We start from the raw sequence: 25,749 nt of genomic DNA on the forward strand, positions 1-25,749 counted from the left end.
GCAATGAAAGAGAGCATCCTGGACGTACTGCTGTACCTGTTTGAACACTATTTCAGCGAAGACGCGGACCTGATCCGTGACCGCGATTCGCTCCAGAACGGCCTGATCCAGGCCGGTTTCAGCCCAACCGAGATCAACAAGGCGTTCGACTGGCTCGACGCCCTGGCCGCGCAGCGGCCGAGCGTGGCCCAAGCACGGGTCGACGGCCCCGTGCGCGTCTACCACGGCCCCGAGCTGGACAAGCTGGACGTGGAATGCCGCGGCTTCCTGCTGTACCTGGAACAGCACGGCATCCTCGACGCCGACCAGCGCGAACTGGTGCTGGACCGGGCGATGGCTCTGGACCAGGACGAACTGGACCTGGACGACCTGAAATGGGTCGTACTGATGGTGCTGTTCAACCAGCCTGGCTCCGAAGCGGCCTATGCCTGGATGGAGACGCAGATGTTCATGGACGAGCCAGAACCCCTGCACTGACCGTACACTTGGGGGCATAGCGCATTCAGGAGCGTCCCCGTGAGCGAGTGGTTCCATGCAGAAGGCAACCGGCAGCAAGGTCCGCTGCCGGCGGAACAGTTGGTCGAGCTGTTCCGAAACAACCAGATCACCCTGGACACCCTGGTCTGGCGCGACGGACTGCCGCAATGGCAGCCGTTGCGCACCGTCGTGGACGAACTCGGCCTGATCGTGCCGGCGCTGGACGCCGCCGTACCGCCGGTCGAACCCGAACCGGAACCCGTCGCACCGCCTCCGCCGCAGCCGCCGGTACTGCCGGCGTCCACGCCCTACGCCGCCAGTGCATCGGCCACCGTCCTGCCTGCACCGAAAAAGAAGCTGTCCGGCTGTGCGCTGACCGCCATCATCGGTGGTGCCCTGTTGCTGGTACTGGTCCCGATCGTGGCCATCCTGGCCGCCATCGCGCTGCCGGCCTACAACGACTACACCGTGCGCAGCAAAGTCGCCGGCGCCGTGGCCGCGCTGCAGCCGCTGAAGGACCAGGTGCAGCATTTCGCCGATGACGAAGGCCGCTGCCCGGGTGCCAATGACGCCGGCTTCCCGGCCCCGGGCGACTTCGCCAACGCGGGCCTGTCGGCGGTGAACATCGGCCGCTTCAACAACGGTCACTGCGGCATCGAAGCAACGCTGGCGGTACCAGGCAAGGGCATCGACGGCGACCTGCTGTGGCTGGAATACGATCGCGACAGCGGCCGCTGGGAATGCAGTGGCGAAAGCAACGACAAGTACCTGCCGCCGACGTGCCGCGGCTGAGCCACGCGCACGCCAGCACCTCCAAGGATGATTCAACAGGGAACATGCAATGACTGAGTGGTACTACGCCGAAGGACAGCAACGCCAGGGCCCGCTGCCGGTCCAGGAGATCCGCCAGCGCTTCCAGCGCGGCCAGTTGAACCTGGACACCCTGGTCTGGCGCGAGGGCATGGCCCAGTGGGCTGCACTGCGCCAGGTGGTCGACGAGCTCGGCCTGCAGACGCTGGCCGATGCCACCACTGCCACCAGCAGCGGCGGGTTCGACCTGCGCAGCGACTATGCCGCCATCGACAGCGGCACCGCACCGCTGCCCGGCACCGGCGCGCTCAGCAGCTCGCCATACAGCGCTCCAGCCGCCGTCGGCAGCGGTGGCCACGCACAGCCTGTGGTTGGCGGTGAAGTGGTCTACGCAGGCTTCTGGAAGCGCGTGGCGGCCTACATGATCGACTACTTCGTGCTGGTCATCCCCGGCAGCATCATCGGGGCCATCCTCGGTGCGATCCTGGGCGCCAGCATGGGCGCGGTGGGCAGTGGCGAATCGGCCATCGAGATCGTGGCCCAGCTGGCCAGTGCCCTGATCAACCTCTGCATCGGCATGGCGTACTACACCTGGTTCCATGCCTCGAAGGGCGGCGCCACGCTGGGCAAGATGGCGGTCGGCATCAAGGTCGTCCGCGGCAACGGCGAGCGCCTGACCAAGGCCCGCGCGTTCGGTCGTTACTGGGCCATGCTGCTGAGCAGCTTCACCCTCGGCATCGGCTTCCTGATGGCGGCCTTCACCGAACGCAAGCAGGGCCTGCACGACATGATCTGCGACACTCTGGTGGTCGACCGCTGGGCCTATACCGACCAGCCCCACCTGCAGCGCCGCGAGCTGGGCACCGTCACCGTGCTGGTACTGGTGTTGACCGCGGTACTGTCGCTGGTGGGCCTGGCGCTGCTGGTGTTCGCGGTCGGCTTCATCGCCAAGATGGCCTCCTGAACGGCCATCCTCACGGCTGGCTGCTTGACACGGGCTGGCCGGGCGTGATTCCTCTAATAAGGTGAAACCTGAACGCCCGGCACATTACCGGGCGTTCAGTTTATGGATTTGCGCGTGGCCGCTTCACTAATGCGGCCATTTGCTCCACCCTAGCGGCCCCTTCCCCACGGTTCGCCCCACAGACCCTGCTGCCATGCCCAAGCACCTGCTCATCGTCGAATCGCCGGCCAAGGCCAAGACGATCAACAAATACCTCGGCAAGGACTACACCGTCCTGGCCTCGTATGGGCATGTGCGTGACCTGATTCCGAAGGAAGGCGCGGTCGACCCAGACAACGGGTTCGCCATGCACTACGACGTGATCGACAAGAACGAGAAGCACGTCGATGCGATCGCCAAGGCCGCCAAGGGCGCCGACGACATCCTGCTGGCGACCGACCCGGATCGCGAGGGTGAAGCGATCAGCTGGCATATCGCCGAGATCCTGAAGGAACGCGGGCTGGTCAAGGACAAGCCCATGCAGCGCGTGGTGTTCACCGAGATCACCCCGCGCGCCATCAAGGAAGCCATCAGCCAGCCGCGCGCGATCGCCAGCGACCTGGTCGATGCCCAGCAGGCGCGCCGCGCGCTGGATTACCTGGTCGGTTTCAACCTGTCGCCGGTGCTGTGGCGCAAGGTCCAGCGCGGCCTGTCCGCCGGCCGCGTGCAGAGCCCGGCGCTGCGCATGATCGTCGAGCGCGAGGAAGAGATCGAAGCCTTCATCGCCCGCGAGTACTGGTCGATCGCCGCCGAGTGCGCGCACCCGTCGCAGCACTTCAACGCCAAGCTGATCAAGCTGGACGGGCAGAAGTTCGAGCAGTTCACCATCACCGATGGCGACACCGCTGAAGCGGCGCGGATGCGCATCCAGCAGGCCGCGCAGGGCACGCTGCACGTCACCGACGTGGCCAGCAAGGAGCGCAAGCGCCGCCCGGCGCCGCCGTTCACCACCTCCACCCTGCAGCAGGAAGCCTCGCGCAAGCTCGGCTTCACCACCCGCAAGACCATGCAGGTGGCGCAGAAGCTGTATGAAGGCGTGGCGATTGGTGACGAAGGCACCGTCGGCCTGATCTCGTACATGCGTACCGACTCGGTGAACCTGTCGCAGGATGCGCTGGCCGAGATCCGCGACGTGATCGCCCGTGACTACGGCATCGCCTCGCTGCCCGACCAGCCCAACACCTACCAGACCAAGTCGAAGAACGCCCAGGAGGCGCACGAAGCGGTGCGCCCGACCTCGGCCCTGCGCACCCCGGCCCAGGTCGCCCGCTTCCTCACCGACGACGAGCGCCGCCTGTACGAACTGATCTGGAAGCGTGCAGTGGCCTGCCAGATGATTCCGGCCACGCTCAACACGGTCAGCGTCGACCTGTCGGCCGGCAGCGAACACGTGTTCCGCGCCAGCGGCACCACCGTGGTCGTGCCCGGCTTCCTGGCCGTGTACGAGGAAGGCAAGGACAACAAGAGTGCCGAGGACGAGGACGAAGGCCGCAAGCTGCCGGCGATGAAGCCCGGCGACCGCGTACCGCTGGAACGCATCCAGGCCGAACAGCATTTCACCCAGCCGCCACCGCGCTACACCGAAGCGGCGCTGGTGAAGGCGCTGGAAGAGTACGGCATCGGCCGTCCCTCGACCTACGCCTCGATCATCCAGACCCTGTTGTTCCGCAAGTACGTGGAAATGGAAGGCCGCAGCTTCCGCCCGTCCGATGTGGGCCGCGCGGTGTCCAAGTTCCTGTCCAGCCACTTCACCCAGTACGTGGATTACGACTTCACCGCCAAGCTTGAAGACGAGCTCGATGCCGTCTCGCGTGGCGAAGAAGACTGGATCCCGCTGATGTCGCGCTTCTGGGAACCGTTCAAGGAACTGGTCGAAGACAAGAAGGAATCGGTCGACCGCGCCGAGGCCAGTGGCGCGCGCGAGCTCGGCACCGACCCCAAGACCGGCAAGCCGGTCAGCGTGCGGTTGGGCCGTTTCGGGCCCTATGCCGCCATCGGCAGCACCGCCGAAGATGCCGAGGAGAAGCCGAAGTTCGCTTCGCTGCGCCCCGGCCAGTCGATGCACACCATTTCCCTGGAAGACGCGCTGGAACTGTTCCTGATGCCGCGCGCACTGGGCGAGGACAACGGCGAGCCGGTCAGCGTCGGCATCGGCCGCTTCGGCCCGTTCGCCAAGCGCGGCAGCACCTATGCCTCGCTGAAGAAGGAGGACGACCCGTACACCATCGACCTGGCGCGCGCCGTGTTCCTGATCGAAGAGAAGGAAGAGATCGCGCGCAACCGGATCATCAAGGAGTTCGAGGGCAGCGACATCCAGGTGTTGAACGGCCGCTTCGGCCCGTACATCAGCGACGGCAGGATGAACGGCAAGATCCCCAAGGATCGCGAACCGGCGTCGCTGACCCTGGCTGAAGTGCAGCAGTTGATGGAAGAAACCGGCAAGCCGGTGCGCAAGGGCTTCGGTGCCAAGAAGGCCGCCGCGAAGAAAGCCCCGGCCAAGAAGGCGGCAGTGAAGAAGGAAGCCGCGCCGAAGAAGGCCGCTGCAAAGAAAGCGCCTGCCAAGAAGGCCGCTGCAAAGAAAGCAGTAAAGAAAGCCGCCGCGAAGAAGGCCCCCGCGAAGAAGGCCGTCAAGAAGGCCGCGAAGTAACTCCACGCCATAGGTGGATGAGGGGTAGTGCCGGCCGCTGGCCGGCAACCCCAGAAGCATCAGATGCCGGCCAGCGGCCGGCACTACCGGGTGCCAGGGTCCACCCCTTCTGCACGCAGCAGGGGGATAATGAAGGCCCACGCCGGGCCGGTCGCCGCCATGAAAGAACTCACCCTGGACTCTGCTGTCGCCACGCTCCGCGCGGGCGGCGTGATCGCCTACCCGACCGAAGCGGTCTGGGGCCTGGGCTGTGACCCTTCGCACGAGGCGGCGGTGCACATGGTGCTGCGACTGAAACAACGCCCGATCGAAAAAGGCATGATTCTGGTCGCGGCCGATCTGGCGCAGCTGGAAGGCTGGGTGCGCCTGCAGGCCCTGCCGGACGCACGCCAGCGCGCGGTGCTGGCCAGCTGGCCCGGCGCCAACACCTGGATCCTGCCGGCCGGACCCCGTGCCCAGCCGTGGGTCACCGGGGAGCACAGCGGCATCGCCGTGCGCATCAGCGCCCACCCGCTGGTGGCCGAACTCTGCCGTGCTTGGGGAGGCCCGCTGGTCTCCACCAGCGCCAACCTGGCCGGCGAACCACCGGCGCGCCGCCGCGAAGAACTGGATCCACGCCTGCTGCGCCTGCTTGATGGCATCCTGGATGGCGAAACCGGCGGCCTGGCCCAGCCCACCCCGATCCGCGACGCGCTCAGCGGCAACGTGCTGCGCTCCTGAGCGGCCGATTGCGCTGCCCCGGACAATCGCGCACCCTGCCGTCATGAACCTGCTGCGCACCGCTTTGGGCCTGTGCCTGCTGCTGCCATCGACGGCACCGGCGGCCGAGGATGTGCGGGTCTACCGCTGCGTCGCCAGCAACGGCGCCGTGGCCCTGCAGGACAGGCCCTGCAACAGCGGCCGCCAGGAAGTCCGCGACCTGCAGCGCCCGCGCGATCCAGCGCCGCGGGTGGTGCGCAGCGATGCGCCGCCCGCACCGCCGGACGAATCTCCGGTGATGCGTGACCGCGAGGTCCGCCACGTCTACATCCAGCCGCCCCAGCCGCTTTACGAATGCGTGCGCGACGATGGCCAGCGCTATACCAGCGACAGCAACGAGGGCAATCCGCGTTGGGTGCCGTTGTGGACCAGCGTCTGGCTGCCACACGGGCATCGGGGCCCATCGTACCCGGGTCCGCGCACGGCCATCGGCACACCGATCGGTCCGCCCGTCGGCGAGGGTCCCGGTTACCGGCCGCCCGCCGTCGGCGTAGGCGTGCAGGTCCCGGCCGGCAGCGTGCTGGTGCGCGACAGCTGCCACGCGCTGCCGCCACAGGAGGTCTGTGCGCGCCTGCGCGACCGCCGCTGGGAACTGGACCGTCGCTACAACAGCGCATTGCAGAGCGAGCGCACCGCCATCAACAACGAACAGCGTGGCATCGACGCGCGCCTGTCACGCGACTGCCAGCGTTGAGCGCAGCCTGTACGCTGTGAGCATGAACAGACTGATCTGGTTGCTTCTGGCGCTGCTGCCCGGAAGCGCGTTGGCCGAAGAGGGCGTGATCTACCGCTGTACCTCCAGCAGTAGTGACGTCCCTACCCTGCAGCGCACGCCGTGCCCCACCGGCAGCAGGCAGCAGGTGCTGCGCGTGCCCGGCCCGGCCAACCCGCAGCCGGCTGCCGCTGCACCTGTGGCTGCGGAACCTGCACCCGCCCCCGTCGAAACACCCGCGCCGGTGCCGGCCGGACCGGCCGTTGCCCCTGCGGCCCCAGCGAAACCACGACGCGCGGACGAAGGACGCACCATCATGGAAGCGGGAATGGTTGAACGCGAAGGTGCCAACCAGATTCTCGACAGTGCGACCCTGCGCCGTGATGCCGATGCCCGTGCCGAAGCAGGCAACGGTCCACCAAAGCCGCCGCTTCCCCCGATCTTCCAGTGCACCAACGGACAGGGCGGTGGTTATCTGCACGAGTACGAAGCATCACCTGGTCGCTGCGAACCGATGACGGTGCAGGGCCTGGGCGGGGTCACGCCGATGAACGCGGCCGGCTGCGAAGTCGTACGCGACCGCTGCGAGGAACTTCCCGAAGCACAGCGATGCGGCAGCTGGCAGCAGCGCTTCCGCGATGCCCGCGGCCGTGAACGCTTCGCCGCACCGGAAAACCGCGATACCGCGCGCGGTGAACGCGAGCGGCTGCAGGCGGTGTTGGAGGCCAGCAACTGCCCGGTACCGGGGTGACCGCCACCCGGTAGTGCCGGCCGCTGGCCGGCAACTGCAATCATCTGAAGATCCTGCAGTTGCCGGCCAGCGCCCGGCACTACCCCCTGAAAGATCAGAACCCGTAGCGCAGGAAGCCGCCATCCACCGCGATGCACTCACCGGTGACATAGCTGGCTGCCGGCAGGCACAGGAAGCCCACCGCGGCGGCCACTTCCTCCGGCTCGCCGATACGACGCATCGGCGTGCGGTTGATCACTTCCTCGTAGTAGTCCGGGTCCGACAACGGACCGGAGGTCCGCCGCGTGCGGATGTACCACGGCGCCACTGCATTGACCCGGATGCCATCCTCGGCCCACTCGACGGCCAGGTTGCGGGTCATCTGGTGCATCGCGGCCTTGCTCATGCCGTAGACCACGCCGCTGCGCACATGGGTCAGGCCGGACACGCTGCCGACGTTGACGATCGACGACGATGCGTGGCGAGCCAGCAGCGGATGCGCGTAGCGCGACAGCTCGAACGCCGAGAACAGGTTGGTCTCGAAGATCTTCCGCCATTCGTCCTCTGAATACTCCGTGGCCGCCTTGGTGACGTTGCCGCCAGCGTTGTTGACCAGGATGTGCAGGCCATCACTGTGGTCTTCCACCCAGTCCAGGATCTGCCGGCGGTCCTCGTCGTCGGAGACATCGGCGGCCAGCGCGTGCACCTGCATCTGCGGATACACATCCAGCAGCTCGTCGCGCGCGGTCTCCAGCATGTCGATATCGCGCCCGACGATCATCAGGTCCGCGCCGAAGCCGGCCAGTTCGTGCGCGATGGCCAGGCCGATACCGGCGCTGGCACCGGTGATCAGGGCGGTCTGCCCGTCCAGGCGCCACCGTTGCTGGGTCATGTGTCCTCCGGGGCCGCGCCCGCTGCATTTCGATGCGGCAAGGATACGCGCTCACGGCGGCCCTCTGCCGAGGATGCGACACTGCACGTACGCCCACTGCGGAGAGCCGCCATGCGCATCCCGACCCTGTTCTCGTCCCTGCTGGCCGGCGTGCTGCTGGTGGCCTGCCAGCGGCCGCCGACGCCGAACCCGGAGAAGCCACCGGTGCCCAAAGCGATGTCGCGTGCGATGCAGGAACCGCTGGACCGCGCCAAGGGCGCGCAGAAAGCAGTGGAAGAAGCCGCCGCACGCGAACGCAAGGCCGAGGCCGACGCGACGCAGTGACCTGTGGGGTCAGAGCCCTTTGCGGGGCAAAGGGATCCGACCCCCACCAACGAAAACGCCCGGCCAGGGCCGGGCGTTTTCATTCGTCACCGTTGCCGATCAGAACCCGCAGAAGCAGTAGGCCAGCGCCTTCACCGGCGTGCCGTTGCCCTTCTCGCGCGCCGCGTTCTCGACAAAGCGCAGCTGCGTATCCACTTCCGGCATCGCGCGCGCCAGCACCATCCGCGCCATGCCCGAGTCGGACAGCATCCAGGCGCCGGCGCGGCTGCCGGCGAAACCGCTGACGAACTGCGCGAACGGCGTCGCCGCCTTCTCGATGTAGCGCACGCGGTAGGCATCAGCCTTGCCCAGCTTGGCACGGCTGGCGGCATCGGCCACGGCATCCTTCAGGCCACCGAAGGCATCGACCAGGCCACGTTCCTTGGCCTGCGCACCGCTCCACACGCGGCCACGCGCCACTTCGTCGACGGCCTCGACCGGCTTCTTGCGGGCGTCGGCGACGCGACCGGTGAAGTCGGCGTAACCCTTGTTGATCACCGACTGGATGACCTGGCCCACGGCCGGATCCATCGGGCGGGTGACATCGAACGCACCCGCGAAACGGGTGGTGCCGACACCATCGGTGTGCACGCCGATCTTGTCCAGCGCGCGGCTGAAGTTCGGCACCATGCCGAAGATGCCGATCGAACCGGTGATGGTCGACGGATCGGCATAGATGCGATCGGCATTCATGCTGATCCAGTAGCCACCGGAGGCGGCCAGGTCGCCCATCGACACCACCACCGGCTTGCCGGCGGCCTGCAGGGCCACCACTTCGCGGCGGATCTGCTCGGAGGCGAACACTTCACCGCCCGGCGAATCCACGCGCAGCACGACCGCCTTCACGTTCTCGTCGTCACGCGCGGCACGCAGCAGCGCCGAGGTCGATTCGCCACCGATGCGGCCGGCCGGGAGATCGCCGCCGCTGATTTCGCCGGCGGCCACAACCACCGCTACCTGCGGACGGTTGTCCACCGGGTTGCGGCGCGCATCGAGCTGGCCCAGGTAGGTGCCGAAGTCGACGTTGCGGAAACCACCGTCAGCATCGTCGTCGGCCACGCCGCGCTCAATCATCAGATCCTCGAACTCCTCGCGGGTCTTCAGCGCGGTCACCAGCTTCTGCTGCAGCGCGAACTTGGCCAGGTCGCCACCGGCGGCGGCGATGCCTTCCGGCAGCGTGTCGATGCCGGCGGCCAGCTGTGCCGGGTCCAGGCGACGCGCCTTGGCGATGTCCGCCAGATAGCGCTGCCACACGTCGTTCATCCAGAACAGGTCGGCTTCCTTGGAGGCCGGCGAGGCCGCATCGAGCACGTACGGCTCGGCCGCGGACTTGTACTCGCCCACCTTGAACAGGTGCACGTCCACGCCCAGCTTGTCCTGCAGGCCGGTGCGGAAGTACTGGCGGTAGCGGCCCAGGCCCTCGAGCACCACCGACCCCATCGGATCCAGGTAGACCTCGTCGGCCTGTGCGGCCAGCAGGTACTGCGACTGGCCCATGCTCTCGCTGTAGGCCACCAGCTGCTTGCCGGAGGCACGCAGGTCCTGCAGCGCGGTGGCCACTTCACGCAGCGAGGCGAAGCCGGACGGCTGCAGCTTGTCCAGCTCCAGCACCACGCGCTCGATCTTCTTGTCTTCCTTGGCCGACTCGATCACCCGCAGCAGGTCGCGCAGCTGGATCTCTTCGGCGCCGTTGTCGCCCACCGCCTTGGCCAGTGCGCGGCTGACCGGGTCGGCGCTGAACTGCTCGACCAGGCGGCCTTCCGGGGCAATCACCAGGGTGGTGCGGTCCTGCAGCGACTTGCTGGCACCGGCGCCCATGCCCGCCGCGATGACGAACATCACCAGCAGCAGGAACAGCAGGCCGAAGAACAGCAGGTTGAGGATCAACCGGCGGGTGAAGTTCATGACGTCCCACAGCCCGATGAAGAAACTGGCGACGGGGTTGCGACGCGCCGGGGGCAGCGGGGGCACGGGTTGATTCATGGAACGCTCCGGATGGCTTCTTGCCGTGGTACCAGCATAGCCGGTGCCGCGTGATGCGGCATCGGACACAAGTCAGGGGATCGCCCGCCATGGGTCGGCATGACGGGCGCAAAGGTCAGGACAACATCGACTGGCCGATGCGCAGGCTGCTGCGGCGCAGGCGCCAGCCCATCAGGATGGCAGCGGCGGTCAGGCCAACGATCAGGCCGATCCACATGCCCTGCGGGCCCATGCCCAGGCCCAGGCCGAGCCCGGCGCCGAGCGGCATGCCCAGGCCCCAGTACGCGAACATGGCGATGAACATCGGCACGCGGGTGTCTTTCAGGCCGCGCAGCGCGCCGGCCGATAGTACCTGGATGCCATCCGGGAACTGGAAGGTGGCCGCGTACAGCAGCAGCGTCGAGGCCAGGCCGGCCACCGCCAGGTCGTTGGTGTAGACACCGACGATGGCATCGTGGCCGAACAGCAGCACCGCCGCCGACAGCGTCTGCGTGCCCATGATGATCGCGTAGCCGGCCCAGGCCGCACGCCGTACGCCGAAGCCATCGCCACGGCCAACCGCATGGCCGACGCGCACGGTGGTGGCCTCGGCCACGCCCATCGGGATCATGAAGCACAGCTGCGCCACGTTGATCGCGATCTGGTGCGCGGCCGCTTCATTCGCACCCAGGCGGCCGATCAGCAGCGCGGTGACGATGAACAGGCCGCCTTCCATCAGCACGGTAATGCCGATCGGCAGGCCGGTGCGCAGCAGGTCCCAGATCGCCTTCCAGCGCGGTCCTTCGAAGTGCGAGAACAGCTGCAGGTGGGCGAAGCGCTTGGTGCGCCACAGGTAGAGGGCAAACGCCGTGGCCTGCAGCCACATCATCACCGCCGAAGCGATGCCCAGGCCTTCAGCACCCAGTTCCGGGAAACCGAGCTTGCCGTTGGCCAGCACGTAGCCCATCGGCGCCAGCACCAGCAGGCCGCCGAAGCCGAGCAGCATGGTCGGCAACGTCCAGTGCATGCCTTCGCTCAGGTAACGCATGCAGAAGTACAGGGTCAGCGCGGGCCCACCCCAGCGCACCGCGTGCAGGAACGCGGTCGCCCCCGGCACGATGTCCGGCGCGATGCCGAACGATGGCAGCAGCGGCGGCACCACCGTGAGGAAGGTGAACATGATCAGCCCCAGTCCCAGCGCCAGCCACAGTGCCTGGCGGAACAGCGGGCCGATCTCGCGCTCGCGGCCGGCGCCGTGCAGCTGCGATACCGAGGCGGTGAGCGAGATCAGGGTGCCGATCGGGATCAGCATCGGCAGCCACAACAGCGCCGTGCCGATGGTCACCGCGGCCAGGGTCGCGGTGGCGTGGTGGCCGGCAATGACGTTGTCGACGAAGGAGATCAGACCGGTGGACACATGCCCGAGCACAAGCGGCAGGGCGAGCAGACCGGTGGCGCCGACTTCCTTGCTGAAGCGCGGCGTGGAGGTTGCAGTAGACATAAGGTGCTTGACGCGAACTACGGTTGCGCGCGAAGGGCACAGGCACCGGGTTGCGACCGGTCATCTTACGCGCGCAGCGCGCGCATTCCCATGACATGGCGTGAATGCTGGGTTCCGGCAGGCCCCGGCATCACGCGTTGCGATCGCGTTACGAACAGAAAAGGGGACGGAGGGGATTAAGTCGTTTCAAGCACGACCGTGCCGAACACGGCTTAATCCCCTCCGTCCCCTTTGTTTACTGGCCCGCCTGGCGCTTGAGCCAGGCGTCGCGCTCGGCGGCCGGCACGGCGAGGAACGCGCCTCGCACCGTGTCACGCTCCTGCGGTGGCGTGCGCTGCGCGACCAGGGTCAGCTGGGCCAGCTGCGCCGGGCTGAGCTGGCGCAGCACGGCCAGCGCGGCCTCGCGCTGTTCCGGTGGCACGAAGCCGAACAGGCCGTGCAGCTTGGGGAACGCCAGTCCCAGCTGCGGGCCCAGCCGCCAGCCCTCGCGGAAGGCCTGGTCCTGCGCCTGGAACTGCTCGCGCAGGCGCTGCTGCTGGTCCGCCGGCAGCGCATTGAACCGCGCCGCAGCCTGCCGGATGCGCTCCCGCTCGCTCTCCGGCAGGGCGCGCCAGGCCGCGTAGTCGGCACGGCGCTGACGCTGCTGCTGGGCGTCGAGCTGGGTGAACGCAGCGGGCGTCGTGTTTGTGGTGGCCGGAGCGGGAGCCGCCGGTGAACTGCCCGGCACTGGCGGCGGCAGCGGCACGCTCAAGGTCTGCGGCGCGGCGGACAGCGACAACGGCAGGGCCAGCAGCAGGCTGGCGAACAGGGTCTTATTCATCGGCGGCAGCGGTTTCCAGCGTGGCGCTGGCGGGCTCGGGCCGGCTCGGCCTGGATTGCGATTCGTCCACCGGCAACGGGCCGCCGGCGGCGGTCCAGGCATACAGATCGGCATCGGCCACCAGCGGATAGTCGCGGTCGGCCAGCATCATGGCGTCGTCGGAGGCTTGGGCCGGGGTCGCATCCGGCGTGGCATTGACCTTGCTCGGCGGAAGAGCTTCCACCGTGACCGGGCCAGCTTCGCCCACTACCCCTTCCGGCAGTGGAGCGTCGCTACCGGATGAATGTCCTTGCCAGTAGCGCCAGCCCAGTGCCGCGGCCAACAGCACCGCGACCGTCACCAGCAGGATCACCGGGCCGCGCCAGCGCGGCCTGGCATTGGGACGCCGCCGCTTGCCCTGGGCGGCCGCACGATCATCGCGCTGCGGTGCGCGCCAGCCGGTCGCGGGAGCTTCATTGCTGGCGGCCGGCGCAGCCGGCTGCTGAAGCTGCTGCAGGCGCTTGGCCGGCAGGTCGCGGATGCGCAGCTGCACCTGTTCGGCCAGCTGGCGCCATGCCGACGCATCGGGCTGGCCGTGCGCATCACGGGGGCAGGCATCGGCCAGCAGGTGCTGGTAGCCCGCTTCGTCCTGGTCGAGCACGCGCATGGCGATACCCTCGTCCAGACTGCCGCCCACCCGCAGCAGGAGTGCCAAGCGCGGCAGCGGCCCCATTTCGCCCAGCGCGGCCAACGGCGGCAGCCACTGGCCGCCCACCGGCTCGCGCAGCGCCTGGCGCTGGCCCAGCAGGGTCCAGAAGCGGATCGGCCACTGCGCCATCGGCAGGTCGCTGGCGACCGCGGCGAAGGCGCGCATCACCGCCACCAGGGTCTGCTCGGCTCGCGCGGCATCGCCGCACTGCAGCTCAGCCACCACCAGGGCACGGCGCTCGACGCCGCGCAGGAACGCCGACAGCGCGCCGGCCGCGGTCGAGGAAACAGGGGCGGGCACAGCCGTCATCGGTCACTCCAAAGGTCTGCCGGCATGATAGCGGCAGCCCATCGGCACCCGTAGGACTTGCGCGCGCAGGCACTTCGTGCTGCAGGTTGTGCACAGCACCACGCCCGCCTCGGGGAAAACTGCGGCATCCAGCTGAATTCACTCTGTTTCAGCAATGTTTCACACTCAAGTTGTTGATTTTGAATGACTTTGAAGTGTGGCGATTTTTTGACCAACCCAAGCGTGAGCTCGTCGCCATCGGCCTCCTGCGTTCCCGTCGACCGGTAACGCACAACGTTATCCACAGAACATGTGGATAAGACTGAATCTCCAATGGACACCGATATTTAGGTGACATTTATGATTCGACGAGGGCCCCCCGGCAGTCTCTGGCCCCTGCCATCCGCGCGCGCATGGCCCGTTACACTGGCCCGATGCTTTCACCCATTCCGACCCTGCAGGTCGCCCTGCCCGTCCCGCTGCCGCGCCTGTTCGACTACCTGTCACCAGAGGGCGATGGCCCCACGGTCGCGGTCGGCTGCCGCCTGAAGGTGCCGTTCGGCAACCGCGAGCTGGTCGGCGTAGTGGTGGGGCACGGCCAGACCGATGACGGCCAGGGACTGCGCCAGGCCTTGGCCTGGTGCGACCCGCAACCGCTGCTCCAGGGCGAGCTGTGGCACAGCCTGCAGTGGCTGGCGCGCTACACCCATGCGCCACTGGGCGAGGTGCTGAGCACCGCCCTGCCGGGCCCGCTGCGCCATGGCGACGCCCTGCCCGACACCCATCACTGGGGCTGGCAGCTGACCGCCGAAGGCCGCGCCCAGCGCGAAAAACTGCGCGCCGGCAGCCGCCCCCGGCAGCTGGCCGAGCTGCTGGCCGACGCCATCGTCGATGAGGACGTGCTGGGCGAACGCATGGACGACTGGCGCACCGCCGCGCGCAGCCTGGCCAAGCGCGAGCTGGCCGAACGCGTGGCGCTGCGCGTCGCTCCGCAGCACGCGCAGCCACTGCCTGGCCCCACCCTCAACACGGAGCAGGCAGAGGCCGTGGCGGCGATCAACGCAGTCGAGGGCTTCCAACCGTTCCTGCTGGATGGCGTAACCGGCAGCGGCAAGACCGAGGTCTACCTGCAGGCCATCATCCACTGCTTGGCCCAAGGCAAGCAGGCGCTGGTGCTGGTGCCGGAAATCGGCCTCACCCCGCAGACCCTGGCACGCTTCCGCGGCCGCCTCGGCATCGCCGTGCATGCACTGCATTCGGGGTTGAACGACAACGAGCGCGCCCGGGTCTGGGCGGCGGCTTCGCGCGGCGAGGCACGGGTGATCGTCGGCACCCGCTCGGCGGTGTTCACGCCGCTGCCGCAGGCCGGCCTGCTGATCGTCGACGAGGAGCATGACGGCAGCTACAAGCAGCAGGACGGCATCCGCTACCACGCACGCGATTTCGCTCTGGTCCGGGGCAAGGCGCTGGGCGTTCCGGTTCTGCTGGGCAGCGCTACGCCTTCACTGGAGACGCTGCACAACGCCTATGCCGGGCGCTACACCCACCTGCGCCTGAAGCAGCGTGCCGGTGATGCGCGGCCACCGCGCGTGCGCATCCTTGATGTGCGCAAGCGACCATTGCATGACGGCCTCTCGGCCGACGTGCTGGCCGGCATTGGCGAGCACCTGCAGCGCGGCCAGCAGGTGCTGGTGTTCAAGAACCGCCGTGGCTATGCGCCGGTACTGCTGTGCCACGACTGCGGCTGGACCGCGCCATGCAACCGCTGCGATGCACCGATGACCGTGCATGGCGGCGGTCGTCGCCTGCAGTGCCATCACTGCGGTGCGCGGCAACCGGCGCCGCTGGCATGCCCCGCGTGCGGGAGTCTGGCGCTGCAACCGCAGGGCATCGGCACCGAGCGCCTGGAAGAACATCTCACCGCCGCCTTCGCCGACTTCCCGGTGGTGCGCATCGACCGCAGCACCACCTCGCGACGCGATGCACTGGAACAACAGCTGGCGAAACTGGGCGACCAGCCCGGCATCCTGGTCGGCACGCAGATCCTGGCCAAGGGCCACGACCTGCCCAAGCTGACCCTGGTGGTGGTGGTCGGCATCGACGAGGGCCTGTTCTCGGCCGACTTCCGCGCCAGCGAGAAACTGGCGCAGCAGCTGATCCAGGTCGCCGGTCGCGCCGGACGCGCGCGCGACCCGGGCGAAGTCTGGCTGCAGACGCATCACCCGGGGCACCCACTGCTGGAGACCCTGGTCAGCGGTGGCTACCACCCGTTCGCGCAGGCCGAGTTGAACCAGCGCCAGGCCGCAGGATTCCCGCCGTTCGCGCATCTGGCGCTGATGCGCGCCGAAGCGCAGCAGGTGGAGCATGCCAATGCATTCCTGCTGGCAGCGCGACAGCTGCTGGGCGAGCAGGACGTGGTGGAAGCCTATGGACCCATGCCGGCGCCGATGCCACGGCGCGCCGGTTACCAGCGCGCCCAGCTGCTGCTGTCTGCCGCGCAGCGGCCACCGCTGCACGGGGTGCTTTCGCAACTGGTACCGCAGCTGTATGCGCTGCCGGAAGCACGCAAGGTCCGCTGGTCGCTGGATGTGGATCCGACGGATCTTTATTGAGGGGTCAGAGCCTACCCGTCGGGTGGGATCCGACCCCGATGCCCTGGGGTCGGATCCCTTTTCGCAGAAAAGGGCTCTGACCCCGGACGCTTTCGCTTACGTCAGCGGCGACATCACGCCGCGCTGGTAGGCGGGGCGCTCGCGAAGACGGGCGTACCAGTCGGCCAGGTGCGGCAGTTCCGGACGCTGGATCGGCAGTTCGAACCAGGCATAGATCAGCGAGCCCAGCGGGATGTCACCCATCGCGAATGTCTCGCCGGACAGCCACGGCTGCTTGGCCAGGGTGGCATCGGCCATCGCCAGGTAGTCGCCGGCGCGCACGATGGCGGCATTGATCCGCGCTTCGTCGCGGTCGGCCGGAGCGGTGCGCATGATGCCCCAGATCAGGTCGGTGTACAGCGGCGCCATGCGCGAGGTGCTCCAGTCCATCCACTTCTCGGCCTGGGCGCGTTCCATCGGGTCTTCGGCGTACAGCGTGCCCAGCGCGTAGCGCGCACTCAGGTAGCGCACGATGGCGTTCGATTCCCACAGCGGCAGGCCGTGGTCTTCGATCACCGGTACCAGGCCATTGGGATTCATCGCCTGGTATTCCGGCGTCTGCGTGCCGCCGTGGCTGCCACCGACCTCGATGGACTCGTACGGCAGGCCGATTTCCTCGGCACACCACAGCACCTTGCGGACGTTGCTGGAATTGCGACGGCCCCAGATCTTCAACATGCGGTATTCCTTGCTGGCAATGCGAGCGGCAACGATACCCCTGATCGGGCGGGGTGTGTGCATGCCGGATGCGGGATCTGGCATCCGGGGATTGCCGGCCAGCGGCCGGCACTACCGGTTCCTTGCTGGCCAGCGGCCGGCATTACCGATTCTTTTTCGGCAGCGCGCGCACGTAGGACGACTTGCCATCCTTCTTCAGTTCGAACAGGCCGATCGCCGCCAGCAGATCGCTGAGCTTGCCGTAGCCGTAGTTGCGCGGGTCGAACGACGCCTGGTTGCCGATCTGGCTGCCGACCGGGCCGAGGTGCGACCAGCCATCCTCGCCCTCGGCCGCGGACACCGCGCGGCGCAGCATCTTCACCAGCCGCGTGTCGCTGCGCATTTCCGCACCGCTCTTGCGCGGGCGCGCATCGTCGTTGGCCACCGGTTCGTTCGAGGCCTGTTCGCTGGATGCCTGTTCGGTATCCGGCACGCTGGCGTGGGTCTGGCCCAGTGCTTCCAGGTAGGTGAATTTCGAGCACGCGTTGACGAACGGCTCGGGTGTTTTCTTCTCGCCGAAACCGTACACCTTCACGCCATCGGTCAACAGGCGCATCACCATCGGGGTGAAGTCCGCATCGCTGGAGACGATGGCAAAGCCATCCAGGTTGCGCGCGTACAGCAGGTCCATGGCATCGATCACCATCGCCATGTCCGAGGCATTCTTGCCCTTGCTGTAGGCGAACTGCTGGATGGGACGGATCGCATACTCATGCAGCACCGCTTCCCACCCCTTCAGTCGCGGGCTCTTCCAGTTGCCATAGGCGCGGCGCACGTTGGCCACCCCATAGCGGGCCACTTCGGCCAACACCTCGTCGATCTTCGAGGCCGGCGCATTGTCGGCGTCGATCAACAGGGCGATGCGCTTTTCCGGTTCGCTCATGGACTCCTCGCGGGCGGTTGCCTGAACCCGAGTATCGCCGATCCACGCGGGCGCTGACGTGACAGGCGGCCGCCGTGCGAAGATGCCAGGCGCTTCCCCCAATGCCCCCACTGGAGTGAGTCGATGAGTCGCGAGCGCGTTCCCCACCTGGTTGTTGTCGGCGGCGGTTTCGCCGGTCTCTGGGCCACCCGTGCCCTGGCCCGCGAGCGCATACGCATCACCCTGGTCGACCGCCGCAACCATCATCTGTTCCAGCCGCTGCTGTACCAGGTGGCCACCGCCGGCCTGTCCGCGCCGGATATCGCTGCACCACTGCGCCATATCCTCGGCCACCAGCGCAACGTGGAAGTCCGCCTCGGCGAAGTGGTCGCCATCGACAAGCAGGCCCGGCAGATCCGCATGGCCGATGGCAGCACGCTGGACTACGACAGCCTGCTGCTGGCCACCGGCGCCACCCACGCCTACTTCGGCAACGACCAGTGGGCCGATGATGCGCCCGGCCTGAAGACGCTGGACGATGCGATCGCGCTGCGCCGCAAGCTGCTGCTGGCGTTCGAGCGTGCCGAAGCAGAACCGGACCCGACGAAGAAGGCCGCATGGCTGAGCTTCGCGGTGGTCGGTGGCGGTCCCACTGGTGTTGAACTGGCCGGCACCCTGGCCGAGATCGCGCGGCATACGTTGCGCAACGAATTCCGCCACATCGACCCGGCCAGCGCCAAGGTGCGGCTGGTCGAGGCCGGCCCGCGCGTGCTGTCCTCGTTCCCGGAAGTACTTTCGCTGAAAGCACGCCGCCAGCTGGAAAAGCTGGGCGTGGAAGTGCTGACCGGTACCCCGGTGAGCGACATCGACAGCCAGGGCTTCACGCTCGGTGACCAGTTCGTACCGGCCCGCACCGTGGTCTGGGCCGCCGGCGTGGCCGCTTCACCGCTGGCGCGCACGCTGGACGTGCCGCTGGACCGCGCCGGCCGCGTGCCGGTGCAACCGGACCTGACCCTGCCCGATCACCCGGAGCTGTTCGTGGCCGGTGACCTGGCCGCACTGACCCAGGCCGACGGCAAGCCGGTACCCGGCGTGGCACCCGCTGCCAAGCAGATGGGCAAATACGTGGCCGAGGTGATCCGCGCACGCCTGCACGGCAAGCCCGAGCCCGGCCCGTTCAAGTACGCCGACTACGGCAACCTGGCCACCATCGGTCGCATGGCCGCGATCGTGCACTTGGGCCGGCTGCAGCTGTCGGGCGTGCTGGCCTGGTGGTTCTGGCTGGCCGCGCACGTGTTCTTCCTGATCGGCTTCCGCAACCGCATCGTAGTGCTGCTGAACTGGGCCGTGGCGTACTGGAGCTACCAGCGCAGCGCGCGCATCATCTTCGGTGATGACCAGGAAGACCGGCGACCCCGACGGTAGTGCCGGCCGCTGGCCGGCTGCCGCGCGGTCCGTCCCCTCTCCGCAGGAAAGGGCTCTGACTCCGTCAACATCATCCATGCATGGCGTGGATCTACCGCTTCATCGGGCCGCCGGGCACCCGCCGTTTCGACCATGCGCGGCAGAAGTCCTCCTTCCTTGCGGTGTCGGCAATCTGCGCGGCACTCCAGTTGCGGGTAATCCAGATCGTCAGTGCCGTGCTGCTCAGATGCCAGCGCAGCATGTCGTGCCGTGGCTGCCGCCAAAGATGGCGGCGGGCAATCCAGAACGCCTCCCGTTCCACCTCTGGCACCTTCTTCTTCATCGCGTCGTCGTCGAAGAACTGCGCAGCGAAACTCCAGGGATTCATCGGCTGAAATCCTGTTCGTGGTTCACTGCTGCACGCAGCCACACCACTGGGCGCACGGTCTGCTGGCTTCGGCCAACCGCCCACCAGGGCAAGCCCGAGCAGGTACAGCAGGCCAGGCAGCAGTGCGATGCCGGCGGCCAGTACGACGACGGAGACCCATGCCTTACCGGCGGCACGCATCGTGCTCACTTCGCCTTCGGTTTCGGGTACCACAACGCGTTGACGATGACCCAGCGCTGGTCAAAGCGCCCCATGTGGAAGTAATCGACGAACCACGGCGTTTCCAATCGCACCGAGGCGGCATTGCCGGTCACGTCCAGCACCGTGCAGCGGCGGTCCCATTGATCCTTCGGGGTTTTCAGCGCGCCCTGCTTCGTCAGCGCGACCAGTTCTTCCTTCGACATGCGGCGCAGGCCCAGCCGCTCGTCGGGCGTATCGCCGAGGACCGCGCGCTTGGCCAGGTCCGGGTGCAGGGAGCGGGCGACGCGCTGCGGGTCGGCCTCCAGCTGGCCGTCGACGTAGTCATGGCAGGTGGCTTCGATGGCCGCGAGGGTGGCCGGGTCGGCAGCGGGACTGGTTGACGCGGAGAGAGCGAACAACAGGGCGACGGTGGACATCCGGGTCTCCAGCGCTGAGGGCTGGGCGATCATGGCATATGCAAGCCGCATCCACGCATGGCGTGGATCTACGGCATCAGGCCCATTTCGTCGGTGCCCAGCTGCATGTACATGAACGCAGCGGCTTCTTCAGACATGGGCTGCCCCTGCGGGAAGCTGTCCAACCAGGCGGTGATGCGCGCATGGCGCCCCGCCAGCGCATCCATCAATGCCTGCTTTTCCGCGTCAGTGGCGCGCTCCCGCATTTCATTGCGAAGCACGTCATCGCCGATCCCCCACTTTTCCGCGAACGGGATCAGATCGACCAGATCGGGAGGGACCCGGTCACGACGCAGGTGGATCAGTTCGGGTGTCCTCGGGCCATACGCAGCCAGCTCAGCAGCGGTGCCGATCTGCCCATGCTGCAGTGGCGGTGGCGACGGTGCTTGGGTGCAGGCCAGAAGGGCCGCGCAGGCAGTCAACAGCAGTATCCCGCAGTTCTTCATCGGACGGATCCATGTGTCGATGGGTGTGGCGATCATGGCATGACTGGAAGCGCCCATCCACGCATGGCGTGGATCTACTGTAGAGCCGGGTCCATGCTCGGCTTCACCATCAGGCAGCAGCAACAACAGCCGAGCGTGGGCTCGGCTTTACAGAAGCGCAGGATCCGGCGCCTGCAGCCAGGCCAGCTTGCGTTCGCGCGGCTGCTGCTTGAGCTGCCATTCGGCCCGCGAGGCGGCGGCCCGGTCCGGGTACTCGCGCACGGCCAGCACCCGCAGCGGCGGCCGGGCCCGGGTGTAGCGCGCGCCCTTGCCAGCCTGATGGGTGGCGAAACGCGCGTCCACGTCGGTGCTGATGCCGGCGTAATAGCTGCCATCGCGACATTCGAGCAGGTACAGGAACCACGGGCGGAGGGACGGGGCCATGCCCGGATTATGCCGTGCTGCACTGCAGCGGATATACTGGCGCCCGAATGCAGGAGAGAGGCGCCGCGCTGGCGCCCGCCGAAGGCGCAGGCTCCCATGATCGCTCAGGCCGGTGGGCTGGAATCCCACCAACCATGCATTCGACTCGCCGAGCTGGAGAGAGGTCACCGGGCATGCCCGGGACGATCCGCCGAAGGGGCACGCGGCCCATGCCGCTGAACTCTCAGGCAAAAGGACAGCGGGAGCGGCACCGGTCATCGTCATCCCGTCATTGCGCAGGCAGTGGCGGTAGTCGCGCATGGCCGGCCCCACCGCGCCCGGAGCCTGCCCAATGCTGCTGTCCATCATCTACCTGATCGCCATTTCCGCCGAAGCCATGACCGGCGCGCTGTCCGCCGGCCGCCGCCGCATGGACCTGTTCGGCGTGGTCATGATCGCCTGCGTCACCGCCCTCGGTGGTGGTTCACTGCGCGACATCCTGCTCGGTCACTACCCGCTGGGCTGGGTGAAGCATCCCGAGTACCTGGGCTTCACCGTGTGCGCGGCGCTGATCGCCACCTGGGTGGCGCGCTGGATGCACCACTTCCGCCGCACCTTCCTGGTGCTCGATGGCCTGGGCCTGATCGCCTTCACCCTGATCGGCTGCTCGATCGCGCGCGAAGCCGGCCATGCGATGCCGATCGTGCTGATCGCCGGCATGCTGACCGGCGCGTTCGGCGGCGTGCTGCGCGACATCCTCTGCAACGAGGTGCCGCTGATCTTCCAGAAGGAGCTGTACGCGATCATCGCGCTGCTGACCGGCGCGGCCTACCTGTTGCTGCTGCACTGGGGCGTGGCCGACGCCACCGCGATCCTGTGCTGCCTCGGCGGCGGCTTCGCGCTGCGCCTGCTGGCGATCCACTACCGCTGGGAAATGCCGAAGTTCGTGTACCACGACGAAGTGCATTGAGGTTCGCGCGGCGGAATCCGCACCACCCCGGCGATGTACCTGGCGCTGTCGCTCATGCGCAGCGCCAGGCGCATCGCCGGTGCAGATGGGCCGGTCTCCAACTCCGACCGGCCCTGATCGCGGCCGCACCCCCGCAGGCGCTGGCCGCCATCCACACACGTGCCGCACTCAAGCGGCTTCGGACACCTTCACTTCGCGACGGGCGCGCACGGCCGCGGCCAGTCGCTCCAGCACCGTCACGGTGGTGTCCCAGTCGATGCAGCCATCGGTGATGCTCTGCCCGTAGACCAGCGGTTGGCCTTCCACCAGTTCCTGGCGACCACCGACCAGATGGCTCTCGATCATCACACCGACGATGCGCTGTTCACCGTCTTCCAACTGAACGGCGATGTCCTCGATCACCTTCGGCTGGTTGTCCGGGTTCTTCAGGCTGTTGGCATGGCTGGCGTCGATCATCAGGCGCGTCGGCAGCTTGGCCTTGGCCAGCGCCTGGCAGGCCTCGGCGACACTGCCTGCATCGTAGTTCGGCTGCTTGCCGCCGCGCAGGATCACATGGCAGTCCGGGTTGCCGGTGGTCGACACGATGGCGGTGCCACCCTGCTTGGTGACCGACAGGAAGTGATGCGGATTGGACGCCGCACCCACCGCGTCAGCGGCGATCTTCACGTTGCCATCGGTGCCGTTCTTGAAGCCGACCGGGCACGACAGCCCCGAGGCCAGTTCGCGGTGCACCTGGCTTTCGGTGGTGCGCGCACCAATGGCGCCCCAGGCCACCAGATCTGCGATGTATTGCGGCGAGATCACGTCGAGGAACTCGACGCCGGCCGGCAGGCCGAGCTTGTTGATGTCGCGCAGCAGGCCACGGGCGATGCGCAGGCCCTTGTCGATCCTGAAGCTGCCGTCCAGGTCCGGATCGTTGATCAGGCCCTTCCAGCCCACCGTGGTGCGCGGCTTCTCGAAGTACACGCGCATCACGATTTCAAGTTCCCCGGCCAGCGCGTCACGCAGCGGCTTCAGGCGCTGGGCGTACTCGATGGCGGCCTTCGGGTCGTGGATCGAGCATGGGCCAACCACCACTGCCAGGCGGTCGTCACGGCCATGCAGGATCTGGTGCAGGGCCGCGCGCGAGGCGCTGACGGTGTCGGAGGCTTCATCGTCACACGGCAGCATCGCCAGCAGCTGGGCAGGCGGTGTCAGCGGTTCGATGGTGCGGATACGCAGGTCGTCGGTGTGCGGGGGCATTGGGGGAGGTCTCCGGAACGTTGGGGGTCCCCAGCGTGGCAGCATGAAAAAAGCCGCCAGGTTCGCTGGCGGCTTTCGGGAATGCGTCTGAAGCTTTCTTCAGGGTGAGCGCAGTCCTTCCTCCGCCAGTGGCTTCGGAAAGTAATACCAGTAAAAGCGGGTGGCGGCTGCGTTCATGGGTTGTATTGATAGCACAGCTTTTGCGCAGTGCAAAATGTTTCATCCGCAACTGGGGACGCGGTTCAGCGAGATGCGCGCCGGCCCTGCCCACGCGGCGGCAACCACGCAACGTCGCTCATTTGCCATGCACTTCCACGTCCAGCAGCAGGCCCTCATGGATGTCGGCCCAGCGTTCCAGCACGCGATCCAGTTCCTGCCGGGCCTCGTCCAGCTGCTCGGGGTTGAGCAGGGAACGCGCGGTGTAAAGATCGGAAACCAAGCGCCGCAGGGCCGATTCCTGGATGGCCACCGACGGCCCCTCCAGCCCCGGCAACTGCAACGCCGGGCTGTCGCCAAGAGGGCCGAACAGCGTGACCTGGAGCGTGCTCTGCATGATCGACTTTCCTGCGGATGGGCATGGGCAATGTCCTGTTTACCGCGTCTGGGTGACAGGCGCATGTGCCACCCATGCCCAGCACGGAATCTGCCGGCGTCTGCCGCGCCGCTACAAGGCGGCCAGGTCGGCAAGGTGCTGGGCCATGCTGTCCATCGCGCCTACCGCCTGGGTGGTGGTGAAGTACTCATGCCAGCCGGTAGCGGCAATGCCGGCCATCAACGCATCGACCTCCTCGCGACTTGCGCAGCGCCAGACCGCATAGAACTGCTCATCGCTGCCGTGCGGTACGCCCGAGGCAATGCGGCCCATCGCCAGCGGCGTGATGCGGACCGGATCGAACTGCTGCATGCCGGCGCCGATACGGGCGAAGAAGGCGTTCCGCTGCTCGGGCGGAAGTGTGGTCCAGGCAGGGGTGGCGGTGTAGAGCTCGATGAGGGTGTGCGACATGGTGGTTCTTCCTTGAGGGTTCGGGGGTTGCCGGCCAGCGGCCGGCACTACCGGAGCGAGCGCAGCGCGCGTTTGCGGATGTAGGCGTTGGCGTCGCTGTGGCGCTCATGCTGCCAACGCGTACACAGCTGGCGCAGCCACTGCGGCTGAGTCTTGCCGGCATCGTTGAGCCAGTTTCCGACCGAATCCTGCACATAGCGTTCCGGATCGTCGGCCAGTGCTTCCAGCAGCGCGGATGCATGTTCCGGGCGCTGCTTGAACAGTGCGATATGCGTGGCCCAGACACCGCGCGGACGCAGTGCTTCGCAGGCGAAGCGGCGCAGGTACGGCGATGTTTCCTGTGACCACGGTTGCAGGTGCTCCAGCGCCTGCAGTGGTGCGGCAACGATGTCCGTGCGTAGTGCCAGCCACGCCCATTCGCGCACACCGAAATGGGGGTCATCGGCCAGTGTGCGCATCTGCTGCAGTTTCCCTGCCAGCGTTGCGCGGGCATCGCTGCCGATCAGGTAGCAGGCCCAGCCACGCACGGTATCGGAGCTGTGATGCTGCCAAAGCGCAGGCGCCCCCTGCCCCGCCTCACGCAGCAGTTGCGCAGCCAGGGCCATGCGCAGCGTGATGCCCTTGCCTGAGGCGTCCCGCATGCGTTGCTGCGCCTCCGGTGCAAGCACAGGCGCCACCACCTGCAGCAGCGCGGCAAAATCCACTGCCAGGCATTCTGCCAGATGGGTGGCGGGGACGCGGCCGGTGTTGAGTGCTTGCCGGCGTTCCGCAGGAATGGCCGTGCTCATGCTGCGGATTCCCGCCCGGCGTCCGTGTGCTGCCAGACCTTGTGCAGCAGCTGTGACAGCTGCTGCTGTTCATCAGCATCCAGGCCGTTGAACAGCCCACCGATCCATTGCGTGTGCTGCTCGAACAGCGATTCGGCCAAACGCTTTCCCGGTGCGGTCAGCACGATCTGCAGGCGGCGGCCATCCCCGTCATCGTTGCGACGCTGCAGCAGGCCTTCGCGCTGCAGGCCATCGAGCAGGCCGCTGATGGTGGCGCGGGTCACGCCGGCGCGCTCGGCCAGCACATGCGGCGGCAGTGCGCCACCGGCCCCGTGCAACAGGAACAGCACGATGAAGCGACCCTCGCTGAGCCCATGCGGTGCCAGCCGCGCGGCGCAGTCGCGATCGATCGACGAGGACAGCGAGAGCAGCTGGAAACACAGGCGCAGCGGCGCGATGTTGGCGTGACCGCGTCGCTGCGCTTCCTCGATCAGGGCATGGTGCTTGGCTTCGATCATCTCACGCACGTGATATGGTTAGGCGCCTAATCATACAGCAAAACAGCCGCTGCCTGTAAACCACAGCCGAT

At 67.4% G+C, this 25,749-nt stretch carries 27 protein-coding genes and 2 riboswitches; of the genes, 11 read left to right on the top strand and 16 right to left on the bottom strand.

Going from position 1 to position 25,749, the window contains the following annotated elements; translation table 11 throughout:
- The first annotated feature begins 3 nt into the window (after positions 1 to 3).
- From AC5P67_RS01695 to AC5P67_RS01725, 7 genes are all read left to right on the top strand, one after another.
- Positions 4 to 477, top strand: coding sequence for a DUF494 family protein (locus AC5P67_RS01695; protein ID WP_005411195.1), 474 nt, complete (start codon positions 4 to 6; stop codon positions 475 to 477).
- A gap of 39 nt (positions 478 to 516) precedes the next feature.
- Positions 517 to 1,269, top strand: coding sequence for a pilin (locus AC5P67_RS01700; protein WP_476470820.1), 753 nt, complete (start codon positions 517 to 519; stop codon positions 1,267 to 1,269).
- A 49-nt stretch (positions 1,270 to 1,318) separates the two neighbouring features.
- Positions 1,319 to 2,251: an RDD family protein gene (locus AC5P67_RS01705; RefSeq protein ID WP_012481369.1), complete on the top strand. Its 933-nt coding sequence runs from the start codon at positions 1,319 to 1,321 to the stop codon at positions 2,249 to 2,251.
- 193 nt (positions 2,252 to 2,444) lie between these two features.
- The gene (locus tag AC5P67_RS01710; RefSeq protein WP_154329621.1) at positions 2,445 to 4,937 is read left to right on the top strand and encodes a DNA topoisomerase I; all 2,493 of its coding nucleotides are present in this window, start codon (positions 2,445 to 2,447) and stop codon (positions 4,935 to 4,937) included.
- Positions 4,938 to 5,066: 129 nt separating this feature from the next.
- On the top strand, positions 5,067 to 5,657 hold the full coding sequence (tsaC, locus tag AC5P67_RS01715) for an L-threonylcarbamoyladenylate synthase type 1 TsaC (RefSeq protein WP_005411199.1): 591 nt from the start codon (positions 5,067 to 5,069) through the stop codon (positions 5,655 to 5,657).
- Between the two features lie 43 nt (positions 5,658 to 5,700).
- Complete coding sequence (locus tag AC5P67_RS01720) at positions 5,701 to 6,390, top strand: DUF4124 domain-containing protein (protein ID WP_099527342.1); 690 nt, start codon at positions 5,701 to 5,703, stop codon at positions 6,388 to 6,390.
- 22 nt (positions 6,391 to 6,412) lie between these two features.
- Positions 6,413 to 7,159: a hypothetical protein gene (locus AC5P67_RS01725; protein WP_099527343.1), complete on the top strand. Its 747-nt coding sequence runs from the start codon at positions 6,413 to 6,415 to the stop codon at positions 7,157 to 7,159.
- A gap of 94 nt (positions 7,160 to 7,253) precedes the next feature.
- On the opposite strand, the gene AC5P67_RS01730 is transcribed toward AC5P67_RS01725, so the two are convergent.
- Complete coding sequence (locus AC5P67_RS01730) at positions 7,254 to 8,030, bottom strand: SDR family oxidoreductase (protein ID WP_005411202.1); 777 nt, start codon at positions 8,028 to 8,030, stop codon at positions 7,254 to 7,256.
- Positions 8,031 to 8,141: 111 nt separating this feature from the next.
- On the opposite strand from AC5P67_RS01730, the gene AC5P67_RS01735 reads away from it, so the two are divergent.
- Positions 8,142 to 8,354 carry a hypothetical protein gene (locus tag AC5P67_RS01735; protein ID WP_033835254.1) on the top strand — a complete coding sequence of 71 codons (213 nt, stop codon included), beginning with the start codon at positions 8,142 to 8,144 and terminating at the stop codon, positions 8,352 to 8,354.
- A gap of 99 nt (positions 8,355 to 8,453) precedes the next feature.
- Here the strand turns inward: AC5P67_RS01735 and sppA are convergent, their stop codons facing one another.
- The 4 genes from sppA to AC5P67_RS01755 form a co-directional block, all read right to left on the bottom strand.
- Positions 8,454 to 10,376 (bottom strand): signal peptide peptidase SppA, encoded by a 1,923-nt coding sequence (gene sppA / locus AC5P67_RS01740; protein ID WP_049450300.1) that lies wholly within the window; start codon positions 10,374 to 10,376, stop codon positions 8,454 to 8,456.
- 115 nt (positions 10,377 to 10,491) lie between these two features.
- On the bottom strand, positions 10,492 to 11,856 hold the full coding sequence (locus tag AC5P67_RS01745; RefSeq protein ID WP_005414611.1) for an MATE family efflux transporter: 1,365 nt from the start codon (positions 11,854 to 11,856) through the stop codon (positions 10,492 to 10,494).
- 235 nt (positions 11,857 to 12,091) lie between these two features.
- Entirely contained in the window at positions 12,092 to 12,676 is a 585-nt protein-coding gene (locus AC5P67_RS01750) for a DUF3106 domain-containing protein (RefSeq protein WP_414491502.1), read from the bottom strand.
- Positions 12,669 to 13,673, bottom strand: coding sequence for a hypothetical protein (locus AC5P67_RS01755; RefSeq protein ID WP_049460254.1), 1,005 nt, complete (start codon positions 13,671 to 13,673; stop codon positions 12,669 to 12,671). The genes AC5P67_RS01750 and AC5P67_RS01755 overlap by 8 nt, the downstream gene beginning before the upstream one ends.
- Before the next feature lie 413 nt (positions 13,674 to 14,086).
- Here AC5P67_RS01755 and AC5P67_RS01760 point away from each other — a divergent pair, with 413 nt between their 5' ends.
- Positions 14,087 to 16,264, top strand: coding sequence for a primosomal protein N' (locus AC5P67_RS01760; protein ID WP_088611291.1), 2,178 nt, complete (start codon positions 14,087 to 14,089; stop codon positions 16,262 to 16,264).
- A gap of 96 nt (positions 16,265 to 16,360) precedes the next feature.
- On the opposite strand, the gene AC5P67_RS01765 is transcribed toward AC5P67_RS01760, so the two are convergent.
- On the bottom strand, positions 16,361 to 16,981 hold the full coding sequence (locus AC5P67_RS01765) for a glutathione S-transferase family protein (protein ID WP_005414615.1): 621 nt from the start codon (positions 16,979 to 16,981) through the stop codon (positions 16,361 to 16,363).
- Positions 16,982 to 17,123: 142 nt separating this feature from the next.
- Entirely contained in the window at positions 17,124 to 17,903 is a 780-nt protein-coding gene (locus AC5P67_RS01770) for an NYN domain-containing protein (protein ID WP_005411210.1), read from the bottom strand.
- A gap of 123 nt (positions 17,904 to 18,026) precedes the next feature.
- Between AC5P67_RS01770 and AC5P67_RS01775 the strand changes: the two genes are divergently transcribed.
- Positions 18,027 to 19,307 (top strand): NAD(P)/FAD-dependent oxidoreductase, encoded by a 1,281-nt coding sequence (locus AC5P67_RS01775; RefSeq protein ID WP_099473981.1) that lies wholly within the window; start codon positions 18,027 to 18,029, stop codon positions 19,305 to 19,307.
- A gap of 91 nt (positions 19,308 to 19,398) precedes the next feature.
- Here AC5P67_RS01775 and AC5P67_RS01780 read toward each other — a convergent pair whose 3' ends face one another.
- The 4 genes from AC5P67_RS01780 to AC5P67_RS01795 form a co-directional block, all read right to left on the bottom strand.
- A complete protein-coding gene (locus AC5P67_RS01780; RefSeq protein WP_049450292.1) occupies positions 19,399 to 19,854 on the bottom strand; it encodes a hypothetical protein in 456 nt (151 codons plus the stop codon).
- Positions 19,855 to 19,859: 5 nt separating this feature from the next.
- Positions 19,860 to 20,291 (bottom strand): nuclear transport factor 2 family protein, encoded by a 432-nt coding sequence (locus tag AC5P67_RS01785; protein WP_005411213.1) that lies wholly within the window; start codon positions 20,289 to 20,291, stop codon positions 19,860 to 19,862.
- A 68-nt stretch (positions 20,292 to 20,359) separates the two neighbouring features.
- Positions 20,360 to 20,902 carry a hypothetical protein gene (locus AC5P67_RS01790; protein ID WP_231347378.1) on the bottom strand — a complete coding sequence of 181 codons (543 nt, stop codon included), beginning with the start codon at positions 20,900 to 20,902 and terminating at the stop codon, positions 20,360 to 20,362.
- A gap of 21 nt (positions 20,903 to 20,923) precedes the next feature.
- Positions 20,924 to 21,199 carry a GIY-YIG nuclease family protein gene (locus AC5P67_RS01795; protein WP_114618274.1) on the bottom strand — a complete coding sequence of 92 codons (276 nt, stop codon included), beginning with the start codon at positions 21,197 to 21,199 and terminating at the stop codon, positions 20,924 to 20,926.
- Positions 21,200 to 21,239: 40 nt separating this feature from the next.
- Positions 21,240 to 21,329, top strand: a riboswitch (glycine riboswitch).
- A 13-nt stretch (positions 21,330 to 21,342) separates the two neighbouring features.
- A riboswitch (glycine riboswitch) is annotated at positions 21,343 to 21,448 on the top strand.
- 82 nt (positions 21,449 to 21,530) lie between these two features.
- On the opposite strand from AC5P67_RS01795, the gene AC5P67_RS01800 reads away from it, so the two are divergent.
- Complete coding sequence (locus tag AC5P67_RS01800; RefSeq protein WP_005411215.1) at positions 21,531 to 22,148, top strand: trimeric intracellular cation channel family protein; 618 nt, start codon at positions 21,531 to 21,533, stop codon at positions 22,146 to 22,148.
- A 168-nt stretch (positions 22,149 to 22,316) separates the two neighbouring features.
- On the opposite strand, the gene AC5P67_RS01805 is transcribed toward AC5P67_RS01800, so the two are convergent.
- The 5 genes from AC5P67_RS01805 to AC5P67_RS01825 all read right to left on the bottom strand — a co-directional run bounded on the left by AC5P67_RS01805 (position 22,317) and on the right by AC5P67_RS01825 (position 25,678).
- Positions 22,317 to 23,390, bottom strand: coding sequence for a 3-deoxy-7-phosphoheptulonate synthase (locus tag AC5P67_RS01805; RefSeq protein WP_049460250.1), 1,074 nt, complete (start codon positions 23,388 to 23,390; stop codon positions 22,317 to 22,319).
- 295 nt (positions 23,391 to 23,685) lie between these two features.
- Positions 23,686 to 23,943: a hypothetical protein gene (locus AC5P67_RS01810; protein WP_005411217.1), complete on the bottom strand. Its 258-nt coding sequence runs from the start codon at positions 23,941 to 23,943 to the stop codon at positions 23,686 to 23,688.
- Between the two features lie 111 nt (positions 23,944 to 24,054).
- Positions 24,055 to 24,393, bottom strand: coding sequence for a DUF6616 family protein (locus AC5P67_RS01815; protein WP_111174075.1), 339 nt, complete (start codon positions 24,391 to 24,393; stop codon positions 24,055 to 24,057).
- Between the two features lie 47 nt (positions 24,394 to 24,440).
- Entirely contained in the window at positions 24,441 to 25,181 is a 741-nt protein-coding gene (locus AC5P67_RS01820; protein WP_495214273.1) for a DNA alkylation repair protein, read from the bottom strand.
- Positions 25,178 to 25,678, bottom strand: coding sequence for a MarR family winged helix-turn-helix transcriptional regulator (locus AC5P67_RS01825; RefSeq protein ID WP_005414623.1), 501 nt, complete (start codon positions 25,676 to 25,678; stop codon positions 25,178 to 25,180). The genes AC5P67_RS01820 and AC5P67_RS01825 overlap by 4 nt, the downstream gene beginning before the upstream one ends.
- Between the last annotated feature and the right edge of the window lie 71 nt (positions 25,679 to 25,749).

It is taken from the genome of Stenotrophomonas sp. YJH_SMC_21 (assembly GCF_059369555.1).

Coding starts and splice junctions, on each gene's coding strand:
- AC5P67_RS01775 (WP_099473981.1), top strand. CDS start 18,027: ATGAGTCGCGAGCGCGTTCCCCACCTGGTTGTTGTCGGCGGCGGTTTC.
- AC5P67_RS01825 (WP_005414623.1), bottom strand. CDS start 25,678: ATGATCGAAGCCAAGCACCATGCCCTGATCGAGGAAGCGCAGCGACGC.
- tsaC (WP_005411199.1), top strand. CDS start 5,067: ATGAAGGCCCACGCCGGGCCGGTCGCCGCCATGAAAGAACTCACCCTG.
- AC5P67_RS01785 (WP_005411213.1), bottom strand. CDS start 20,291: ATGTCCACCGTCGCCCTGTTGTTCGCTCTCTCCGCGTCAACCAGTCCC.
- AC5P67_RS01765 (WP_005414615.1), bottom strand. CDS start 16,981: ATGTTGAAGATCTGGGGCCGTCGCAATTCCAGCAACGTCCGCAAGGTG.
- AC5P67_RS01725 (WP_099527343.1), top strand. CDS start 6,413: ATGAACAGACTGATCTGGTTGCTTCTGGCGCTGCTGCCCGGAAGCGCG.
- AC5P67_RS01730 (WP_005411202.1), bottom strand. CDS start 8,030: ATGACCCAGCAACGGTGGCGCCTGGACGGGCAGACCGCCCTGATCACC.
- AC5P67_RS01770 (WP_005411210.1), bottom strand. CDS start 17,903: ATGAGCGAACCGGAAAAGCGCATCGCCCTGTTGATCGACGCCGACAAT.
- AC5P67_RS01710 (WP_154329621.1), top strand. CDS start 2,445: ATGCCCAAGCACCTGCTCATCGTCGAATCGCCGGCCAAGGCCAAGACG.
- AC5P67_RS01735 (WP_033835254.1), top strand. CDS start 8,142: ATGCGCATCCCGACCCTGTTCTCGTCCCTGCTGGCCGGCGTGCTGCTG.
- AC5P67_RS01755 (WP_049460254.1), bottom strand. CDS start 13,673: ATGACGGCTGTGCCCGCCCCTGTTTCCTCGACCGCGGCCGGCGCGCTG.
- AC5P67_RS01820 (WP_495214273.1), bottom strand. CDS start 25,181: ATGAGCACGGCCATTCCTGCGGAACGCCGGCAAGCACTCAACACCGGC.
- AC5P67_RS01780 (WP_049450292.1), bottom strand. CDS start 19,854: ATGCGTGCCGCCGGTAAGGCATGGGTCTCCGTCGTCGTACTGGCCGCC.
- AC5P67_RS01810 (WP_005411217.1), bottom strand. CDS start 23,943: ATGCAGAGCACGCTCCAGGTCACGCTGTTCGGCCCTCTTGGCGACAGC.
- sppA (WP_049450300.1), bottom strand. CDS start 10,376: ATGAATCAACCCGTGCCCCCGCTGCCCCCGGCGCGTCGCAACCCCGTC.
- AC5P67_RS01745 (WP_005414611.1), bottom strand. CDS start 11,856: ATGTCTACTGCAACCTCCACGCCGCGCTTCAGCAAGGAAGTCGGCGCC.
- AC5P67_RS01815 (WP_111174075.1), bottom strand. CDS start 24,393: ATGTCGCACACCCTCATCGAGCTCTACACCGCCACCCCTGCCTGGACC.
- AC5P67_RS01750 (WP_414491502.1), bottom strand. CDS start 12,676: ATGAATAAGACCCTGTTCGCCAGCCTGCTGCTGGCCCTGCCGTTGTCG.
- AC5P67_RS01800 (WP_005411215.1), top strand. CDS start 21,531: ATGCTGCTGTCCATCATCTACCTGATCGCCATTTCCGCCGAAGCCATG.
- AC5P67_RS01695 (WP_005411195.1), top strand. CDS start 4: ATGAAAGAGAGCATCCTGGACGTACTGCTGTACCTGTTTGAACACTAT.
- AC5P67_RS01805 (WP_049460250.1), bottom strand. CDS start 23,390: ATGCCCCCGCACACCGACGACCTGCGTATCCGCACCATCGAACCGCTG.
- AC5P67_RS01720 (WP_099527342.1), top strand. CDS start 5,701: ATGAACCTGCTGCGCACCGCTTTGGGCCTGTGCCTGCTGCTGCCATCG.
- AC5P67_RS01705 (WP_012481369.1), top strand. CDS start 1,319: ATGACTGAGTGGTACTACGCCGAAGGACAGCAACGCCAGGGCCCGCTG.
- AC5P67_RS01760 (WP_088611291.1), top strand. CDS start 14,087: ATGCTTTCACCCATTCCGACCCTGCAGGTCGCCCTGCCCGTCCCGCTG.
- AC5P67_RS01795 (WP_114618274.1), bottom strand. CDS start 21,199: ATGGCCCCGTCCCTCCGCCCGTGGTTCCTGTACCTGCTCGAATGTCGC.